15 protein-coding genes are annotated in these 13,740 nt (G+C 40.4%); 9 read left to right on the forward strand and 6 right to left on the reverse strand.

Going from position 1 to position 13,740, the window contains the following annotated elements; all coding sequences use genetic code 11:
- Positions 1-36: 36 nt before the first annotated feature.
- From SKC35_RS02415 to SKC35_RS02425, 3 genes are all read right to left on the reverse strand, one after another.
- Positions 37-666: an NAD(P)H-dependent oxidoreductase gene (locus tag SKC35_RS02415; RefSeq protein WP_377977897.1), complete on the reverse strand. Its 630-nt coding sequence runs from the start codon at positions 664-666 to the stop codon at positions 37-39.
- A gap of 214 nt (positions 667-880) precedes the next feature.
- Positions 881-1,456 carry a YceI family protein gene (locus SKC35_RS02420; RefSeq protein WP_377977898.1) on the reverse strand — a complete coding sequence of 192 codons (576 nt, stop codon included), beginning with the start codon at positions 1,454-1,456 and terminating at the stop codon, positions 881-883.
- 12 nt (positions 1,457-1,468) lie between these two features.
- Complete coding sequence (locus SKC35_RS02425; RefSeq protein ID WP_377977899.1) at positions 1,469-1,933, reverse strand: MarR family winged helix-turn-helix transcriptional regulator; 465 nt, start codon at positions 1,931-1,933, stop codon at positions 1,469-1,471.
- 110 nt (positions 1,934-2,043) lie between these two features.
- Between SKC35_RS02425 and SKC35_RS02430 the strand changes: the two genes are divergently transcribed.
- Positions 2,044-2,652 (forward strand): Maf family protein, encoded by a 609-nt coding sequence (locus tag SKC35_RS02430; RefSeq protein ID WP_377977900.1) that lies wholly within the window; start codon positions 2,044-2,046, stop codon positions 2,650-2,652.
- 7 nt (positions 2,653-2,659) lie between these two features.
- On the opposite strand, the gene SKC35_RS02435 is transcribed toward SKC35_RS02430, so the two are convergent.
- Positions 2,660-2,986, reverse strand: a complete 327-nt coding sequence (locus SKC35_RS02435; protein WP_130896345.1) for a HesB/IscA family protein — start codon at positions 2,984-2,986, stop codon at positions 2,660-2,662.
- Positions 2,987-3,136: 150 nt separating this feature from the next.
- Between SKC35_RS02435 and sufC the strand changes: the two genes are divergently transcribed.
- The 6 genes from sufC to SKC35_RS02465 are packed head-to-tail and all read left to right on the forward strand — an operon-like array spanning position 3,137 to position 7,537.
- The gene (sufC, locus tag SKC35_RS02440) at positions 3,137-3,889 is read left to right on the forward strand and encodes a Fe-S cluster assembly ATPase SufC (RefSeq protein WP_377977901.1); all 753 of its coding nucleotides are present in this window, start codon (positions 3,137-3,139) and stop codon (positions 3,887-3,889) included.
- 1 nt (position 3,890) lies between these two features.
- Positions 3,891-5,102: a Fe-S cluster assembly protein SufD gene (gene sufD / locus SKC35_RS02445; protein ID WP_377977902.1), complete on the forward strand. Its 1,212-nt coding sequence runs from the start codon at positions 3,891-3,893 to the stop codon at positions 5,100-5,102.
- A 2-nt stretch (positions 5,103-5,104) separates the two neighbouring features.
- Positions 5,105-6,331 carry a SufS family cysteine desulfurase gene (locus tag SKC35_RS02450; protein WP_377977903.1) on the forward strand — a complete coding sequence of 409 codons (1,227 nt, stop codon included), beginning with the start codon at positions 5,105-5,107 and terminating at the stop codon, positions 6,329-6,331.
- Positions 6,331-6,747, forward strand: coding sequence for a SufE family protein (locus tag SKC35_RS02455; RefSeq protein ID WP_130923847.1), 417 nt, complete (start codon positions 6,331-6,333; stop codon positions 6,745-6,747). Before SKC35_RS02450 ends, SKC35_RS02455 begins: the two co-directional genes overlap by 1 nt.
- A 31-nt stretch (positions 6,748-6,778) precedes the next feature.
- Positions 6,779-7,090: an iron-sulfur cluster assembly protein gene (locus SKC35_RS02460; protein ID WP_223131844.1), complete on the forward strand. Its 312-nt coding sequence runs from the start codon at positions 6,779-6,781 to the stop codon at positions 7,088-7,090.
- A gap of 33 nt (positions 7,091-7,123) precedes the next feature.
- Complete coding sequence (locus SKC35_RS02465; protein WP_130896355.1) at positions 7,124-7,537, forward strand: BrxA/BrxB family bacilliredoxin; 414 nt, start codon at positions 7,124-7,126, stop codon at positions 7,535-7,537.
- A gap of 66 nt (positions 7,538-7,603) precedes the next feature.
- Here SKC35_RS02465 and SKC35_RS02470 read toward each other — a convergent pair whose 3' ends face one another.
- Complete coding sequence (locus SKC35_RS02470) at positions 7,604-10,432, reverse strand: M16 family metallopeptidase (protein WP_377977904.1); 2,829 nt, start codon at positions 10,430-10,432, stop codon at positions 7,604-7,606.
- Positions 10,433-10,509: 77 nt separating this feature from the next.
- Positions 10,510-11,913 (reverse strand): tetratricopeptide repeat protein, encoded by a 1,404-nt coding sequence (locus SKC35_RS02475; RefSeq protein WP_377977905.1) that lies wholly within the window; start codon positions 11,911-11,913, stop codon positions 10,510-10,512.
- Between the two features lie 86 nt (positions 11,914-11,999).
- Here SKC35_RS02475 and SKC35_RS02480 point away from each other — a divergent pair, with 86 nt between their 5' ends.
- Positions 12,000-12,929: a Ppx/GppA phosphatase family protein gene (locus tag SKC35_RS02480; protein WP_377977906.1), complete on the forward strand. Its 930-nt coding sequence runs from the start codon at positions 12,000-12,002 to the stop codon at positions 12,927-12,929.
- Between the two features lie 54 nt (positions 12,930-12,983).
- Positions 12,984-13,736, forward strand: a complete 753-nt coding sequence (locus SKC35_RS02485; protein ID WP_377977907.1) for a MotA/TolQ/ExbB proton channel family protein — start codon at positions 12,984-12,986, stop codon at positions 13,734-13,736.
- The last annotated feature ends 4 nt before the right edge of the window (positions 13,737-13,740 follow it).

Consider the following 13,740-nt stretch of genomic DNA (forward strand, 5'->3'; position numbering starts at 1 on the left):
ATTCGGAGCCTTTTCACATTCTTAAGCAGATGTTTATTATAAGTTGATCACTAGATCTTCTTTTGCATAACGAACTTTAGTCGCAGTTGCCATAAAGTCATTCGCTGCATCGCGCTCACCCACGGCAAGCATCAATACAGAATGTAAGCCCATCGCTTCTAGACCCAATAATTCATCTAATTGAGCAGGAATAAAACCTTCCATTGGAGTGGAATCAATTTGTAATTCGCCAGCCGCTGCTAAAGCAGTTCCCATCGCTAAATACGCTTGGCGTGCCGCCCAGTTTCTTTTTGCTTCTACAGGACGACCTAAAAGTGAACCAGCAATTGCTCCGCGGTAATCTCCTAGCATATCCACCGAAAGACCACGTGTATCAGCCACTAATTGGATGAAAGAGTCGATTTGTGCTTCAGTGATATCATTCCATGCTGCAAAAACTAATAAGTGTGACGATTCAACCGCCTGAGGTTGACCATAGGCGATCGGTTGGATTTTTGCTTTTAATTCTGGATTTTCAATAACCAAAATTTTGTAAGGTTGTAAACCAAAACCTGATGCTGAAAGGCGGATTGCTTCTAATAGAGAATCAATTTTTTCTGCGGAAACTTTGTTTCCAGTCATTCTTTTGGTGGCGTAGCGCCATGATAATGAGTCGATTAAAGACATATTATAGATTATAGAGTGGAGATTATAGAGAAAATAGCTTTTGATCTATTTTCTGCGAATAAGCCTTAAATTTTATCGAATTAAATAATTCAAATTCTTTAACACCTTCTCACAGTTGAGAGAGCGAGAGAGTTAGGGTAGTAGAGAGAAAATTTTAAAGGGTAATCGTATAAAACATTGTCGTAAGGCAGTTTTAAAGATTACCCTTTGAAATTTACTCAGATACTAAAGATACAGTTAGAGCGAAATCATCAAAAATCGCCTTATCCCCAATCGACTCAAAGAATTTCTTAGAACCGTATTTGATGTTGAAGTCAGTACGATCGATTGTGATGTTTGCTTTTGCAGTAACTTTACCACCTTTTACAGCGATTTCAGCTGGGAAAGTGATTGATTTTGTGATTCCTTTTACTGTCAAGTTACCAGTAATTTGGTTTCCAGCTACTTTAGTGATTACGAAAGAGGCAGTTGGGAATTTTTCGATTTCGAAGAAATCACCTGAAGTGATGTGTCCGATGAATTTTTGATTATAACCAGCATCTGTGATATCTAAATCCTTGATTGTTTTTAAATCAATTGTGAAGTTTCCACCTACTAATTTGTTTCCGTTAATGCTCAAAGCACCAGCAGAGATACCTACTGTACCATTGTGCTCTCCAGTTACTTTCTTAGCTAACCAAGCGATAGAGCTAGCTGTCTTGTTTACATTAACTACTTTCGGTGCAGCTACACCAGCGAAAGTGATTAGGCCTAATGCCAAAGTTGCAATAACTACTTTTACAGATTTCATATAATTTATTGTTTAATTGTGAGAAAATACGGTTCTAAATTCGTCCAAAATTTGGTTCATTTCTTCGAGCCTTTTAACTCCTAAAGCGTCGAAATGTTTTCCCCAGTCATTTTGGACTTGGTCTACTTGGGTTAATAAATCCAGTCCAGCTGGTAAAATCAATACATCTACTGCTCTTCGATCTTGAGGACATTCACGACGAAGCACTAGTTTTTTTTCTACTAATTTATCCACCAGGCGAGAGGCGTTGGACATTTTGTCCAGCATACGCTCTGTGATGGCTAAAACGGTCATTGGGTTTCCTTGTTGTCCACGAAGAATACGAAGTACATTATATTGTTGTACCGTAAGTCCGAAAGGTTTCAATAATTCCTGTTGTTGCTGAACGATCCAGTTGCCTGTATAGATGGCGTTTACAACGGCTTTAGAAGCTTCTGATGGAAATTTTGATTGTTTTAAATCTTCGGAAATGCCCATGTTGAAAATTTGATGTCGTAAAATTAAATGTAATTACATTAAATACAAGGGAAAATAAATTTATTTCTATCAAAACCCTGATATTTTTAATTTTTGGGCTATTTTTGGACATGCAGACATCTTTATCCCTTCAATATCCCTTTATTCTTGCTTCTAATTCTCCCCGTCGAAAAGAGATCTTGCGTTCCGCCGGATTCGAATTCTCCGTTTTACCTAGTGATGTTGATGAATCCTTTTCAGCTGAGATGAAGCCTCAAGAGGTGCCGGTACATTTGGCAGAAAGAAAAGCAAATGAATTAGCACGAATTTCCCCGAATGCCTTAGTATTAGCCGCTGATACGGTGGTGATTTTAGGAAAGGATATATTGAATAAACCTCAAGATAAATCGGAGGCGATCTACATGTTACAGCAATTGTCTGGAAAAACGCATGAAGTGGTCACAGGGGTTGCATTACACACTCCTCAGGGTTTGTTTACCAAAGCAGATTCGGCCTTAGTTAAATTCAGGACTTTCGAGGATTGGGAAATTGATTTCTACGTACGAGAAGGATCATGCTTAGATAAAGCAGGATCTTACGGAGTGCAAGATTTCTTAGGGATGGTGGGAATTGAATCCATTCAGGGCTCTTTTTACACGGTAATGGGATTGCCTATTTTTGACGTGTATCAATTAATGAAACCCTATATTTTAGACGGCAAACAGTTATTTATTAGATAAATAAGCCTTAGATGGAGAAGCTCTCTCCGCATCCACACGTACGGCTCGCGTTCGGGTTTTTGAATTGAAAACCTTTACCATTTAATCCATCAGAGAAGTCTAATTCAGTTCCAGCAAGGTAGAGGATCGATTTCTTATCTACCATCACTTTCACGCCTTTGTCTTCGAAAATCATATCGTTTGGTTGAGCTTCTGCCGCAAAATCCAAATTATACATAAGGCCTGAACAGCCACCACCTTCAACGGCTACACGGATGTTGAATTCCTCCGTTAAACCTTCTTTAGAACGTAATTCCTTGATTCTATTGGCAGCTAAATCCGTTATCGTAAGCATGGTGGTCGTATTTTGATGAAAATCTGATACAAAAGTAGCCCTTTTTTTGATAAAAAAAACCTTTATTTAGAGTGAATCTAAATAAAGTCTAGTTTTTCAAAACCATTGGTCTTAATTTTGTGTTTCAATTGCAGATTAAAAACATATACCATGCTTTCAATAAAGAATTTACAAGCGAGAATAGGGGAGAAGGAAATCTTGAAGGGGATTAATTTAGAAATCAAAGCCGGTGAGGTTCACGCCATTATGGGACCCAACGGATCAGGTAAATCGACCTTAGCGTCCGTTTTAGCAGGACGTGAAGACTACGAAGTTACTGGAGGATCCGTTGAATTTTTCGGAAAAGATTTACTGGATTTAGCTCCTGAAGAACGTGCAGCAGAGGGTTTATTCCTTGCTTTTCAATACCCAGTGGAAATTCCAGGGGTGTCTACAACGAACTTTATGAAGTCAGCGGTAAATGAAATTCGCAAATACCGTGGCGAGGATCCTTTGGACGCTGTTCAATTTTTGAAAATGTTCAAAGAGAAGATGAGCTATGTGAATATAGACCAAAGTTTATTGTCTCGTGCCCTAAACGAAGGTTTCTCCGGTGGAGAGAAGAAAAGAAATGAAATCTTCCAAATGGCAGTCTTAGAACCTAAGTTGGCCATTTTAGATGAAACGGACTCTGGTTTGGATATTGATGCTTTGCGTATCGTGGCAGAAGGAGTGAATAAATTGAAATCCCCAGACAATGCGACGATTGTGGTGACACACTACCAACGTCTTTTGGACTACATCATTCCTGATTTTGTACACGTATTGTACAAAGGAAAGATCGTGAAATCAGGTGGAAAAGAATTAGCGCTTGAATTAGAAGAGCGTGGATATGATTGGATTATTTCAGCTTTAGGAGAATAAGATGTTGTATACAGAATTAACGTCATCGGTTCAGAAAGAGGCTTTAGAGCGTTTTAAGGCCAAAGGATTTCCTACCAACAAATGGGAAGAATGGAAGTATGCGTCCTTGAAATCATGGAATGAAAAAGACCTAGATTGGACTCCTGCTCCTTTAAATGAAACCTCCTCGGCGAGTTTACAAACGCAAAATGGGAATACTAGTTTTCATGGTGCATTGCCTGCAGGGGTAGAATTCATATCATTTGATGCTTTTTTAGCTGCTAATCCAACGATTGCAGCTACATGGGAGCAGCGTTTGCCTATTTTAGATCAGAACTCCTTATACGATTTAAACACAGCGCTTGTGGTAAATACACAGGTTTTGTGGGTAAAAGCAGGTGTTTCAGTTGATCAGGCGATTACACACGATTATATTTTATCTGTGGCAAAAGCCTCAGCGGTTCAAAGTCGTTTAATCGTTTATTTAGAAGCAGACGCATCCTTGACTTTGATCGAGCGCGCCTTTACTAAAGCGGGTTCAGCGGAAGTTTTGTCCAATTTTGTACAAGAAATATATGTGAGTGAGAAGGCAAATTTGACCTATGTGAAAGAGCAAGATTTGGCCCAAAACACGACTCACATCGATCATACGTTTATCACGCAGCTTTCCAATAGTCAGGTTGATTTGTTTACATTCTCCCTGAATGCGGCTTATTTACGTAATAACCTGCATTTCTACAGCGATGGTGAAAAGGTAGTTTCGAATTTGAATGGACTTTACGTACCAGGAGAAGATCAATTAATGGATTCTCACACGGTTGTAGATCACCGCAAACCGAACTCAGAATCACACGAATTATACAAAGGCGTATTATTAGGAAACGCAACGGGTGTGTTTAATGGTAAGATTTTTGTGCGTCCAGATGCTCAGAAGACCAATGCTTTCCAAAGTTGCAAAAACGTTCTTGCTTCCACTCGTGCTACGATGAATACGAAGCCTCAATTAGAGATTTGGGCGGATGATGTGAAATGTTCCCATGGAACGACGACAGGTCAATTGAACGAAGAAGCTTTATTCTATTTACGTTCAAGAGGTATTTCTTTAGCGAACGCGCGAACTTTATTGTTACTCGCATTTGTTCAAGAGGTAATCGATCGCGTAACACACGAGGAAACGAAGTTGCGTTTGACAGATAAAATTATTACAAAAATCCAGACTTCCTTAGCGATTTAATCATGGCGGAAACATTAAATATAGATCAAATTAGAGCGGATTTCCCTGTTTTACATCAACAGGTGAACAAGGCTCCTTTGATTTATTTTGATAATGCAGCGACCACTCAAAAGCCAAAAGCCGTTATCGATGCGCTTTCAGCCTATTATGAGCAGGATAATGCGAATATTCACCGAGGTATTCACACCTTGGCGGAACGTGCGACAACCGCTTATGAGTTGACTAGAAAAAAGCTAGCGGCCTTTTTGAATGCTCCTTCCACAGATCAGATTATTTTCACTTCGGGGACGACAGCAGGGATTAATTTAGTTGCCCAAACTTTTGGACGTGCTAACGTTGGAAAAGGAGATCAAATCATTGTTTCTAACCTAGAACACCACTCGAACATTGTGCCTTGGCAGATGATTGCGGAGGAAAAAGGGGCAGAGATCAAAGTGATCCCTGTGAGTGATGCCGGTGTTTTAGATATCGAAGCTTATAAAGCTTTATTGAATCCTAAAGTCAAATTAGTCGCAGTCAATCACGTATCTAATGCAATTGGAACGATTAATCCCATTGTCGAGATTATTTCTTTGGCACATGAAGTAGGGGCTAAGGTGTTAATTGATGGGGCACAATCTGTCGCGCATTTAGCCGTAGATGTGCAAGCGTTGGATATGGATTTCTTTGTGTTTTCTGCGCACAAACTTTTTGGGCCTACGGGCGTGGGAGTGTTGTACGGGAAGCGTGATTTATTAGAGTCGATGCCGCCTTACCAAGGAGGAGGGGAGATGATTAAAGAGGTGAGTTTTTCGGGTACGACTTATAACGAATTACCCTATAAATTTGAGGCAGGAACGCCTAATATTGCGGATGTGATTGCTTTTGGCGCTGCTCTAGATTATGTTCAGGCTATTCCTTCGGAAGCCTTAGCCGCGCAAGAAGAGGCACTTTTAGCCTATGCTACACAGAAATTGCAAGCGATTCCAGGATTACGTATCGTGGGTACGGCTCCTGATAAGATAGCCGTTATTTCATTCGTGATTGACGGAGTTCACCCACAAGATATTGGGGTGTTATTAGATAAATTTGGCATTGCGATTCGTACCGGACATCACTGTGCGCAGCCGTTGATGCAGCGCTACGAGCTAGTGGGAACGTGCCGTGCCTCCTTCGCTTTTTACAATACGTTCGAGGAGATCGATCGTTTTGTACTTTGTTTAGAGAAAACCTTACAGATGTTAGGATAATGGGACAGCCAATTAACGAGATACAAGAAGAATTAATTGAAGAGTTCGGTCTTTTTGAAGACTGGGCAGATAAATACGAATATTTAATTGACCTAGGTAAGAAGTTAGCGCCTATGTCAGATGCCTTTAAAACGGAGGAAAATGTGATTAAAGGCTGCCAAAGCCGTGTTTGGTTACATGCCGAAAAGCAAGGTGATTTAGTCGTTTTTCAAGCAGATTCAGAGGCCATTATCGTTAAAGGAATGATTTCGATGCTGATTCGGGTGTTATCGAATCATACACCAGCAGAGATTTTGGCTGCGGACTTGTACTTTATCGAGCAAATTGGAATGAGCCAGCATTTGGCCCAAACCAGATCAAACGGATTAGTTTCCATGGTAAAACAAATGCAACATTATGCGTTGGCCTTCTCTTAAGCGATTATTTAGTATGGAAAATTCAAGTCAAATGAATGAGGTAGAATTAAAGGAAAAAGTGGTGAAGGCGATTAAAACTGTCTATGACCCAGAAATTCCAGTAGATGTGTACGAGCTCGGATTAATCTATGAAATCAAGATTTTTCCAGTAAATAACGTATATATCTTAATGACTCTAACTTCGCCCTCTTGCCCATCTGCGGAAAGTATTCCGGTGGATATTGAGAAAGCGGTAAGAGAGATTGAAGGTATTGCGGAAGTCTCTGTAGAATTAACATTTGATCCTCCTTATGAACAGGATATGATGTCTGAAGTGGCCAAATTGGAACTTGGTTTTATGTAATTGCGTTTAATTTAAAATCTAATATAAAAATATATGTATCCAGAACATTTAGTACATCCTATGCGGATGGATATCGTTGCCGGAGGTTTCCAAGAATTGAAGTTAGCTTCAGAAGTGGAAGACGTAATGGCAAAACCAGGAACTACCTTGGTATTTTTCAACTCAGTTTGCGGATGTTCGGCTTCTACAGCTCGTCCAGGTGTGAAACACGCGGTAGCTTCATCAGCGAAGAAGCCTAATCAATTAGTGACGGTTTTCGCGGGTGTAGATCCAGAAGCGGTACAAAAAGCACGTGAGTATACTTTACCTTACCCTCCATCTTCTCCTTCTATTGCGTTATTCAAAGATGGTGAGTTAGTTCATTTCGTAGAACGTCACCATATTGAAGGTCGTTCGGCAGATATGATTGCTGGTCACTTAGAAGGTGTATTTGACGAGTTTTGTTAATATCAATACCATAAAAAAGGGAGCTTCCATCAGGAGCTCCCTTTTTTTATGACCTTTCAGAAAGGATTATTGCTTAGGCGCACCGCCCATCGCTCCTGATTCTGACGTACTATTTTTAGCTTTGTCAGCCATTTTCTTAGCTGCACCTTCATAGTCACCCGCTTTAATGAAGGACATCTTCAATAAGTCGATTGATTTCTGAGTAGCCTCTTGAATCTGTGCTGGAGTTAAGCTCTTCACTTTGTTTTCTAATTCTTCAGACCATTTCATATTACGGCCTAAGAACAAGTTGCTGTTCAAGCTTCCTACTAAAGCATTGTCTTGAGAACGAGTCACTTGACGAGATTGTAACCAAGATTTTTTCGCTTCGTCGATCTCTTTCTGAGTGAAACCCTCTTTCAATACTTTTTCAATTTCTTCTTTGAAAGCAGACTCAAGCTTCGCTAAGTTCTCTGGTGCGTAGATTGCATAGCCGATAAACGCGCCGCTTTGGTCTAAAGGACTAGCCACGAATTGTGAGCCTACACCGTAAGATAAACCGTCTTTTTGACGAATACGGTTCATTAAACGAGAGCTTAAGCCACTACCACCACCTAACATATAGTTTGATAATTCTAAGGCAGCGTAATTTGGATCGCTATCAGAGATTTTCAATGGTTGGTAAGCTAAGAAGAAAGCATTCGCTTTATCAGGTGTTTCGATCGAAATCGCCTTGCCACCTGTTTCTTTAAATACCTCTGCTACACGTTTGTAAGGCTTCGGAGACTTCCAGTTAGCAAATTCAGCTGTAATTAAATCTTTCAATTCTTTCTCATCAAAATCACCCACTGCAGAGAAGGTAGCATTCGATGCACCGTAGAAGTTCTTGTAGAAATTAACCGACTCTTCTAATTTGACTGCCCCATAATTAGTGATTTGTTCCGCCATAGTCGGTTGGTAACGAACGTCCTTCTTATCATAGTGACCAGCTCTTAATTGACCTAAGGCTTCTGAACCTTTCGCTTGTGGCTCACTTTTTTGGCCTTCGATAGCGGTTAAATTCTCTTGCTTTAATTTGTCAAATTCTGCTGCTGGGAAAACGGGTTGCTTCAATGCTTCAGCCACTAATTTCATCGCTGGGATTAAATTCTCGCGTGTTGTCTCGATAGAAACGTTTGCTTGAGTAGCACCTCCAGAAATACTTACACGCGCTTTTAACTTGTCTAATTCGTCTTGGAATTGTTGACGCGTGTGTTTGGCTGTACCTTTTGTTAACATGTCAGCTGCTAAGTCAGCCGCTGTCACTGTTCCCATTAATGATTTTTCATCACCAAAACGTAAAGTCATACGCGCATAAACTGAATTACCACGTGTTTTCTTCGCTAATAGCGCTAATTGAACTCCACCGATTTTCTCCGTCTTCGTGCGTGAATCAATGTTTGCTGGAGATGGATCAAAAGCCTCACCTTGGCTTACTGCTGCCTTTGGCTTGAAGTCTTTTAAAATCGTAGCTACGTCTTTCGCCTCTGGAATCTCTGCACGCTCTGGTTTTTCGGTAGGATAGAAAGTTCCAGATGTTCTGTTAGAAGATTTGAAGTAAGCTGCTGCCACACGCTGAATATCCTCAGGAGTTATTTTCTCTAATTGATTACGTGTGTGGAATAATAAACGCCAATCACCTTGTGCGATGTATTCTGATAGACCTACGCCCACACGTTGTGCATTGTTTAATAATAACTCAATATTTTTAATGCCTTTGGTCTTGATGCGATCGACTTCTTCCTTAGTTGGAGGAGTTTTGGCAAAATTCTCAATGGTATTAAACATAATCTGACGAACAGAGTCCACAGATTTCTCTTTTAAAATTTCCGCGCCGAAATAAATCAACCCCGGCTCCTTTAATTGGAAGGAAAATCCAAATTGGCTACTTGCCTTCTTCGTGTCAATTAACGCCTTGTATAAACGTCCAGATGGTGCATCTGTTAATAAATCAGCCATCACATCTACCGCCACATAATCAGGATGTAAGCCAGAAGGAATATGGTAGGCCATACCTACTACTTGCACATCACCCACGCGGCGAAGAGACACTTCTCTTTCTCCATCTTGGGTAGGTTCAGCCGTGAAAGTAGGTGTTAAAACACGCTCAGGACGTGGAATAATGCCAAATTTCTCGTTGACTAACTTTAATGTTTTAATTGGGTCAAACTTACCTGCCACTAACAAAACCGCGTTATCTGGCTGGTAGTATTTACGATAATAAGCTTGTAAGTTTTCAATAGGCACTTTTTCGATGTCAGAACGAGCACCGATAGTGGAGTTACCATAGTTATGCCATAAGAAAGCCGAAGAAACGATACGCTCCATTAAGACACTACCTGGATCATTCTCGCCACGTTCGAATTCGTTACGAACAACCGTCATTTCGGTTTCTAATTCGCTCTTCGCAATACGTGAGTTGATCATACGATCAGCCTCCATATCTAAAGCCCAATCTAGATTTTCATCTGTTGAAGCGAATGTTTCGAAGTAGTTTGTGCGATCTAACCAAGTAGTTCCGTTGAATTGAGCACCATGATCAGAGATCTCTTTTGCTACTTCTTTGTGTTTTTCTTTTGTTCCCTTGAACACCATGTGTTCTAACAAGTGGGACATACCTGTTTCACCATAGCCCTCATGACGAGAACCTACTAAATAGGTGATGTTAACGGTAATGGTTTGCTTCGATGGGTCTGGAAATAATAATACTTTTAAGCCATTGGCTAATTTGTATTCCGTAATTCCTTCCGCTTCCGTTACCTTTTCGGGTATGGGAAGGCTAGCGGATGCCTTTTGAGTGGTTGGAGTAGGTTTAGGCTGAGCTATTGCAGGTTGCAAAAGACAAAGCAGTAAACCCGATAGAATAATTTTCTTCATAGGGTATTTTGTTTTGAGAATCGAAAATTAAAAATTAATTAAATCAGAGGTATTGATAAAATGATGAACGGCAAAAATTATTTCTTGTATTGCTGAATTAACTTGTAAATAGCCTTTTGTGTTTCCATATTAGGGAAATATTCGAAAATAATTTCGTGCTTATCATAATCTAAAAGAAGTCCAGATTCTAAGAAATGAAAGGCCTCCTTGAATTGCCCCTCTTTAATTAAAAAGATGGCCGCGCGGTAATAGAGGTCCGCTTCTTCCGGAAGTTCATCGATGGCAGAAAGCATTATTTCGGCACACTTCTCGAAGTCATTCAAATCATAGTGCAATTGCGCCCATTTCACCCAAGTGGGAGCGAAGAAGGAGTCTAGATCTACGGATTTGGCATAAGCCTCATCAGAAGACACAGGATTGCCTAGGTAGGCCTCTACGTCCGCTAAACCTGTCCAATACAGAGGATTCGTATCATTTAATTTCAGTGCTTTCTTCAGAAAATGCAAGGCCTCAAACCATTTGTCCAGTTCAGTCAAGCAAACGGCTAGACCATAATAGCCTTCATCCCAAAGAGGGTCGACCTTAATCGCCTCTTTGTAGTGAGTTAAAGCCTCGTCAAAACGACGTTGACGCTCAATACTAGCGCCTAAACAACAATAAAGTTCCGGATTCGGATCATCGTATTTTAAACAAAGCTGATAAGATTCTTCCGCCTTCGCATACTCCTGAATATTCATGTAGGTATTCCCTAAATTGAATAAAGAGGAGCCAAACGTAGGTTCAATCGCCAAAGAATATTCATAGGCATCGATGGCCTTTTCAAATTGCTTTAGCTTCGAATAGGCTATACCTAAATTGTACCATGCTGTAAAAGAAAAGGGATCGGCGTCGATGAATTGTTTGTAATAGGGGATGCTTTCCTCGATTTTGCCTATTTCATCTAAGCAATTTGCGAGTTCCACTAGCGCATTTTCATTTTCAGAATTCATCTCCAAACACTTCTTCAACATATCTACCGCCTCGCGAGGTTTCCCCCAGGCTTGGTAGCTTAATCCGATACGGAAATAGACTTCGTCTTTTTCTTCCGTGCGGTCAAGGGAGGCTAAAAAAAGTTGGATCGATTCTTCGTGTTGGCCTAATTGGCTTAATAAATAACCTTTAACGAGCGTTAATTCGATATCATTCGGGAAGAGCAAAATGGCATTTTCAATTAACTCCATTGCCTCTTCCGGCTTTTGCATTTCGCCTAATATTTGTGCTTTCAGGGTAATTAATTCCAGCGAGTAGCTGTAATGACTTAGGCCCAAATCCACGGCCTCTAATGCTTGGTCAAAACGCGATTGCACAAAATAGTGTTCTGCGATTTGCTCCAAGGTTTCTGCATCGAAAAACGCGTTTTCTTGCTGATTCAACATGTTCTCGTACCGTTGAACGGAAGATTGGATGTCTTCTTTATTCTCGTCGAATTCGGGATCTAGCATTTATTAGGATACATTTCTACTAAAATAATGAATATTATTTATTCTTGAACGCCTTTTCGGCTTAATTTTGTTCCAAACATCTGATAATGTCAAAAATCTGCGCCATTGCGGACCTCGGTACGAACACCTTTCAATTATTGATTTCTCCCTTAGCTGCCTTTCATGTAGAGGAGCACTTGCAGCGCCCCGTCGGTTTAGGTATGGGGGCGATGGAAGAGGTAACATTGCAGGTAGATGCAATGGATCGTGCATTGGTTTGTTTGACAGAATTTAAGGAGGTTTTTCAGGCCAAAGGAGGTGATTTAACCCATTTTTATGCCATCGGGACGAGCATTCTGCGCCGAGCCTCTAATGCAAGTGCTTTTCTGGACCGAGTCTTTAACGAATTAGGGATCCACATTCGCATCATTGATGGCATTCAAGAAGCAGAATATATTTATGCCGGCATACGAAATTCTTTGCCTGAACGTTGGGAGAAAACGAGCTTGGTGATGGACATAGGCGGAGGAAGTGTGGAGTTTATACTATTCAGAGGACATCAGGTGTTGTATCGGGTGAGTTTGGAAATAGGAGGATTGCGTTTGAAATCGCTATTTTCAGTGGACAATGAGTTTAATCTTTCGGTTGTAACTGAATTAGATGCATATGTATCTAAGGAAATGATCCCGCTTTTGGAGGCTTGTCGTGAGGCTAAACCGACGGTTTTAATTGGAGCGGCTGGGGCTTTTGAAACAATATTAGATATAGAAAATAGAGTAGGAGCAGCCCCTGCTTCTTGTAAATTAGATGTTCACACATTTTTGCAGCACAAAACTAATTTAGATGCTTTGCCCTATGAAGATCGGGTGGGCTATCCAGGAATGAAGGCATTTAGGGCGAGTATATTTCCCTATGCGACTTTTTTAGTGGAGAAAGTGCTTCGGGAATTGGAGATAAAGGAGCTTTGGTTTTCGTCCTATAGTTTGAAGGAAGGATTTTGGTTTACCGAACTCCAATCTTCCGTAAGTCAGCCTTAGAATTTCAAAAAAAAAGTGTAAACTTGTAGTAAATAAGATTAATCAATTCATCCTATGGCTTTATCGCTAGCAACTATTTTACTCCAGGCGGGTGTTACCGTCGATTCCCTATCTTCTGCTGTGGCAGATTCTATTGTTAATGCTTCTGGTCCGGTTCAAGAGGTTACTAAAGTAGTCGTAGAAGAATTTTCGGTGTTAGACTTATTAGGAAAAGGGGGATATGTGATGTATCCGATCGGTTTCTTGTTTGCTGCGGCCGTTTTCTTGTTCATAGAGCGCTATTTATATATCCGTAAGACGGCAAAATTAGATGAGAACTTCTTGCACACAATCAACGATATGTTGCAGGCAGGGAATGTACAGGGGGCGATTAATTTTTGCAAAGCGACTTCTTATCCGATTGCGAAGCTTTTGGAAAAAGGTTTATCTCGTTTAGGTTCTCCAATCCGTGATATAGAAGCGGCGATTGAGAATAAGGCCAAAGTAGAAATCTACAATATGGAGAAGAATTTAGGGATTCTAAGTGCGATTGCACGTATTGCTCCGATGTTTGGATTCTTAGGAACGGTAACAGGTATGATTCGTACGTTCCACAATATCTCGATCTCTAATAAAATCGATATTTCAACGATTGCAGGTGGTATTTATGAGAAAATGGTGACATCAGCTTCTGGTTTAATTGTAGGTATTATTGCCTATGTATTGTATACGTTATTAACGACGATGATTGATCGTACGATTAATAAAATGGAAATTACGGCGATCGATTTTTTAGATATTCTTCACAAACCAGCGACTAAAGCCTAATTCG

The sequence above is a fragment of the Aquirufa originis genome, from assembly GCF_042714495.1.
GTDB lineage: Bacteria > Bacteroidota > Bacteroidia > Cytophagales > Spirosomataceae > Aquirufa > Aquirufa originis.

Bases quoted from the DNA above. Each gene is read 5' to 3' on its own strand.
- SKC35_RS02415 (WP_377977897.1), bottom strand. From the start codon at position 666: ATGTCTTTAATCGACTCATTATCATGGCGCTACGCCACCAAAAGAATG.
- SKC35_RS02420 (WP_377977898.1), bottom strand. From the start codon at position 1,456: ATGAAATCTGTAAAAGTAGTTATTGCAACTTTGGCATTAGGCCTAATC.
- SKC35_RS02425 (WP_377977899.1), bottom strand. From the start codon at position 1,933: ATGGGCATTTCCGAAGATTTAAAACAATCAAAATTTCCATCAGAAGCT.
- SKC35_RS02430 (WP_377977900.1), top strand. From the start codon at position 2,044: ATGCAGACATCTTTATCCCTTCAATATCCCTTTATTCTTGCTTCTAAT.
- SKC35_RS02435 (WP_130896345.1), bottom strand. From the start codon at position 2,986: ATGCTTACGATAACGGATTTAGCTGCCAATAGAATCAAGGAATTACGT.
- sufC (WP_377977901.1), top strand. From the start codon at position 3,137: ATGCTTTCAATAAAGAATTTACAAGCGAGAATAGGGGAGAAGGAAATC.
- sufD (WP_377977902.1), top strand. From the start codon at position 3,891: ATGTTGTATACAGAATTAACGTCATCGGTTCAGAAAGAGGCTTTAGAG.
- SKC35_RS02450 (WP_377977903.1), top strand. From the start codon at position 5,105: ATGGCGGAAACATTAAATATAGATCAAATTAGAGCGGATTTCCCTGTT.
- SKC35_RS02455 (WP_130923847.1), top strand. From the start codon at position 6,331: ATGGGACAGCCAATTAACGAGATACAAGAAGAATTAATTGAAGAGTTC.
- SKC35_RS02460 (WP_223131844.1), top strand. From the start codon at position 6,779: ATGAATGAGGTAGAATTAAAGGAAAAAGTGGTGAAGGCGATTAAAACT.
- SKC35_RS02465 (WP_130896355.1), top strand. From the start codon at position 7,124: ATGTATCCAGAACATTTAGTACATCCTATGCGGATGGATATCGTTGCC.
- SKC35_RS02470 (WP_377977904.1), bottom strand. From the start codon at position 10,432: ATGAAGAAAATTATTCTATCGGGTTTACTGCTTTGTCTTTTGCAACCT.
- SKC35_RS02475 (WP_377977905.1), bottom strand. From the start codon at position 11,913: ATGCTAGATCCCGAATTCGACGAGAATAAAGAAGACATCCAATCTTCC.
- SKC35_RS02480 (WP_377977906.1), top strand. From the start codon at position 12,000: ATGTCAAAAATCTGCGCCATTGCGGACCTCGGTACGAACACCTTTCAA.
- SKC35_RS02485 (WP_377977907.1), top strand. From the start codon at position 12,984: ATGGCTTTATCGCTAGCAACTATTTTACTCCAGGCGGGTGTTACCGTC.